This window comes from Thioalkalivibrio sp., assembly GCF_041690275.1.
In the GTDB taxonomy this organism is placed as follows: domain Bacteria; phylum Pseudomonadota; class Gammaproteobacteria; order Ectothiorhodospirales; family Ectothiorhodospiraceae; genus Thioalkalivibrio.
Genome location: NZ_JAWLHP010000117.1, coordinates 1 through 3,708 on the forward strand (window position 1 = coordinate 1; position 3,708 = coordinate 3,708).

Here is a 3,708-nt window from a genome sequence, read left to right on the forward strand (position 1 = left end):
GGTCTGTGGTGGGCACACTTCGTTTTGCCCACCCTACGGTCCTCGTTCACGGGCGGGGGGGTGGCTACGCGCCATGAAAGTCAGTTGCGCGACTGCCCGCGCAGCAGCGCGACCTCGCGCCGGTGGCGGCGGAAGACCAGCCGCTCGAGGCCGTCCACCGCCGCGGGGGACAGTTCCAGGAAGGCCGCGACCGCCCGCGTTGCCGACGCACCCGGTTCGTGGCGGAGCACGCGCCCGTACAGCACCAGCGGCTTCGGAAGGGACGGGCAGACGTAGAGCCGCAGGCGCACCAGCGTGTCCGGCGGCGGCGGCGCGTCCGCCTCCCAGGCGATGCCCCGGGCGTTGAAACGCAGCGGAACCGCCGGGGGCAGGTCGCCCTGGCGGCGCAGCCACTCCGCCATAAGTTCAAGCATCAGGTTAAGTTTCGCATCCAGGCGCTGGAATTCCTGCGCCATCTCCTGGGATTCCTCGCTGCCGCGGGCGGGTTCCTCCAGCCCTTCCTGCACCCGAAGCAGGGCCTCGTTGCTGGCATTCAGGGTCGCGAGACGCGACCCCGGAGGCAACTGATCGACCGCCTCCCAATCGAGGGGCATCTCGTCCTCGCAGACGAGGGCGTCGGCAAACGGCTCACCTGGCATCTTCGAAAGACGGACCGGGGCATGGGCGTCCGGTCATTGGAACAGTCCCCGCGGACGCAGGCAAGACGACGGCCCCCGCGCGCTCATGTGTTGTCCTCGTAGGCGCGCGCGCCCTGCCGTCCGCGCCGCGACTCGCGGCTCGCCCGGGCCAGCTCGTCGCGATGGCCCTCCGCGAGCGCCAGCAGGTGGCGATGGCGCTCGCGCAACCGCACCAGGCCCGGCAGCAGCGGACGCGGGTCGTAGCCCTGCAGCTCGTCGCCCATCGCCTTCGAGACCTCGCGACAGCGCACGTCCAGCTCGGACACGCGCTCCCATTCACCGGACCCGGCCGCTGCCAGCGCCTCCTGAACCAGCCGGAGGGCCTCCTCGAGGTGGGTCTGCGCGGCCTCGGTGGACATCGGCTCAGCCGTTCGCGGCGGTCGGCGCACTCTGCTGCGGAATCGCCTCCCAGCCGCTCTTGACCTCGCGCAGCAGGTTGGCGACCTCGTCCAGCATCGTGATGTCGTCGCGCAGATTGGCCTCGGCCAGCCGCCGCTCCATGTAGTCATAGAGCGCGTCGAGGTTGGCGGCGATCTCGCCGCCCTTCTCGCGGTCGAGGTGCGCGCGCAGCCCGTCGATGATCTGGATCGCCCGGCTGATGCGCGAGCCCTTCACGGCCACGTCGCCCTGGCGCATCGCGCCGCGGGCGATTGCGATGCGATCGAGCGCACCCTCGAACAGCAACTGGATCAGGCGGTGCGGATCGGCATCGCCGACCTCGGCGATGACCCCCGCGTCGCGGTACTGGTTGAGCGCCTGCTGAATACCCATCTGGTACATGACTGGTCCCTCTGGAATAACGCCTGTTATGAAATAAACGCCCTATCCTGATGTTTCGAATGCCCTGGTGCCCCGGTGCCCGGGTGCCCGCCGAACAAGAAGAGGCGAGCCACGGAAGGGCACGGAAATTCAGCAACATTTCATCTCTATTCCGTGTCCTTCCGTGTCCTTCCGTGGCTGCACTCTCTATCCACCTCAACGCCCCCGATCGAGGGTCGCGTTCATTGCCCCGAGCTGCTGGTCGAGGAACTGGCTGGTGCCCTGCAGCTGCCCGACCAGCGCGTCCATCGCGCCGAACTGGCGGACCAGCCGCGCCTCCAGCCGCTCGATGCGCAGATCCAGCGCCTCGCGCTGCCGGTCGATCCCCTGCATCCGTGTCTGCAGACCCTCGGTGCGCGACTCCAGCAGCCCCCCCGGCTCGGTGAAGCCCTTCACCGAGTCGCGCAGGCCCGCGCTGACCTCGTTGACCAGCCCGATCACCCCGCTGAAGTCCTGATCCATCGCCTGGTCCAGCGCGGCGCTGTCCAGGCTCAGCCGGCCGTTGCGGTCGGAATTCACGCCCAGGTTCACCAGGTTGGTGAAGGCGGCCTCCGGGTCGGAACCGGGGGACTGCAACCCCTGCGCGAGCCGGCCCTGGACCGAGCGCAATGTGCTGTCGCCCACCAGCGCGGCGCCCTCCTGCGTCTCGGGGTTGTAGCGAGTCAGGTCGCGCACGGTGTCGATCACGCCGTTGTAGGCCTTCACGAACTCGTTCAGCGCGGAGCGGACCGCGGCGCGGTCCTCGCCGACGGTCACGGTGATCGGCGCGCCGGGCTCCGTGGTGCCCTTCAGCTGCAGGGTCATCCCCTCCAGTGTCTGGTCGAGGCTGTTGCTCGGGCTGGTGACCGGCAGGCCGTTCAGCACCAGCTCCGCGTCCCGGCCCGCGACCGTCTCGGTGAGGTTCTCGCTGGCCAGCCGCGCGAGGTCACCGACCGCGGCCTCGTCTCCGGATACCGTGACCGCGACGGTCTGGTCGGCGCCGGTCTGCGCGGCGCTGAGCACCAGCCGGGCGCCCTCGCCGTCGTTCACGATGCTGGCCTGCACCCCGGCATCCGCCGCATTGATCGCCTCACGAATACCGCGCAGGCTGTTGTTTTCCTGATCGATCCCGATCGCCACCGGCGTCCCGTCGCCGACCTGCAGGCTGAGCGTCCCGGTGCCGAGCGGCGCGTCCGCGTCCGCGAAGCGGCCGCTGGCCAGGGACTGGGCGGCGGCGAGCTGGCTGACCTCGATGCGGTAGCTGCCGGTGGCCGCCCCATCACTCGCGGACACCTCGAGGCGGTCGTCGTCCGACGAAGACGCGGTCCGCCCCTGCTGCAGCGTCGACAGCTTGTCCAGGGCGGTCTCCAGCCCGGAGAGACCGCCGCGGGCGGCCCCGAAGCCGGAGATGCGGGCCTGGAGGTCCGCCTCCCGGCGATCCAGGCGCTGTACCTTGGGCTCTCGCTCGGCCGCGACCAGCTGATCGACCAGCGCGTTCAGGTCGAGCCCCGAGCCGATTCCCAGCGAACTGATCATCACGAACCCCTGTTTCCGTATCCCGGCGGCGGCAGCGACCGGGCCTTCCGCCCGATCGCGCCCCCCTGTTCCGCACAGCCCGGCCTATTCAACTTCCGTGCCACTCAGGCCTTCTCGACCAGGCCGAAGCCCTGCAGCCGGCCCTCGCTGCGCAGGTACGAGGCGAGCTTCATCGCCGATTCGGACGGGATCTGGCGGATGATCTCCTCGGTTTCGCTGTCACGCACGGTGATCACCGTGCGCCCGCTGGACTCGTCCATCGCGAACTGGATGTCCCGCCTGACGCTCTGCGCGTACTCGTTCAGGGATGCCACCACGGTCGGGAGATCCCCGTCCCGCGCGCCGGAGACCCCGGTCCCGGGCAATTCCTTGCCGCCCGCGGCCTGCACCGGCGGCTCCACCCTGCCGCCTGCGGCGCGCGCGTCCGCGACCCGCGCGGCGCCGGCCGGCGACGGCAACGGGAGCGGGGCCACGAGGCTGTTCTTCATCATGTCGGCACCCTCGATGGGTCAAAACGGAAGAAGGATGGACGCGCCGGAGCGGGTCCATCCTCCCGCGCCGTCCCTGGCGCGCGTCGTCCTGAGGAGGCTGAACCCGTGGCTTACTACTGCAGCAGGGCCAGCACGTTCTGCGGCGCGGCGTTGGCCTGGGCGAGCACCGAGGTGCCGGCCTGCTGCAGGATCTGCGCCCGGGTCAG

The 3,708-nt window shown here is 70.1% G+C and carries 6 protein-coding genes; all 6 read right to left on the bottom strand.

The window, feature by feature from the left end:
* Positions 1 to 80: 80 nt before the first annotated feature.
* Positions 81 to 593 carry a PilZ domain-containing protein gene (locus tag ACESMN_RS13515; protein WP_373054131.1) on the bottom strand — a complete coding sequence of 171 codons (513 nt, stop codon included), beginning with the start codon at positions 591 to 593 and terminating at the stop codon, positions 81 to 83.
* Between the two features lie 128 nt (positions 594 to 721).
* Entirely contained in the window at positions 722 to 1,036 is a 315-nt protein-coding gene (locus tag ACESMN_RS13520) for a flagellar protein FliT (protein ID WP_373054132.1), read from the bottom strand.
* A 4-nt stretch (positions 1,037 to 1,040) separates the two neighbouring features.
* Positions 1,041 to 1,457 carry a flagellar export chaperone FliS gene (gene fliS, locus ACESMN_RS13525; protein WP_373054133.1) on the bottom strand — a complete coding sequence of 139 codons (417 nt, stop codon included), beginning with the start codon at positions 1,455 to 1,457 and terminating at the stop codon, positions 1,041 to 1,043.
* 195 nt (positions 1,458 to 1,652) lie between these two features.
* A complete protein-coding gene (gene fliD / locus ACESMN_RS13530) occupies positions 1,653 to 3,011 on the bottom strand; it encodes a flagellar filament capping protein FliD (protein ID WP_373054134.1) in 1,359 nt (452 codons plus the stop codon).
* 104 nt (positions 3,012 to 3,115) lie between these two features.
* Entirely contained in the window at positions 3,116 to 3,502 is a 387-nt protein-coding gene (locus tag ACESMN_RS13535) for a flagellar protein FlaG (protein WP_373054135.1), read from the bottom strand.
* A gap of 113 nt (positions 3,503 to 3,615) precedes the next feature.
* A partial coding sequence (locus ACESMN_RS13540) for a flagellin (RefSeq protein WP_373054136.1) occupies positions 3,616 to 3,708 on the bottom strand: 93 nt, incomplete at its 5' end.

What these genes read in the sequence shown, in the direction of transcription:
- ACESMN_RS13515 (WP_373054131.1), bottom strand. Translation starts at nt 593, where the DNA reads ATGCCCCTCGATTGGGAGGCGGTCGATCAGTTGCCTCCGGGGTCGCGT.
- ACESMN_RS13520 (WP_373054132.1), bottom strand. Translation starts at nt 1,036, where the DNA reads ATGTCCACCGAGGCCGCGCAGACCCACCTCGAGGAGGCCCTCCGGCTG.
- fliS (WP_373054133.1), bottom strand. Translation starts at nt 1,457, where the DNA reads ATGTACCAGATGGGTATTCAGCAGGCGCTCAACCAGTACCGCGACGCG.
- fliD (WP_373054134.1), bottom strand. Translation starts at nt 3,011, where the DNA reads ATGATCAGTTCGCTGGGAATCGGCTCGGGGCTCGACCTGAACGCGCTG.
- ACESMN_RS13535 (WP_373054135.1), bottom strand. Translation starts at nt 3,502, where the DNA reads ATGATGAAGAACAGCCTCGTGGCCCCGCTCCCGTTGCCGTCGCCGGCC.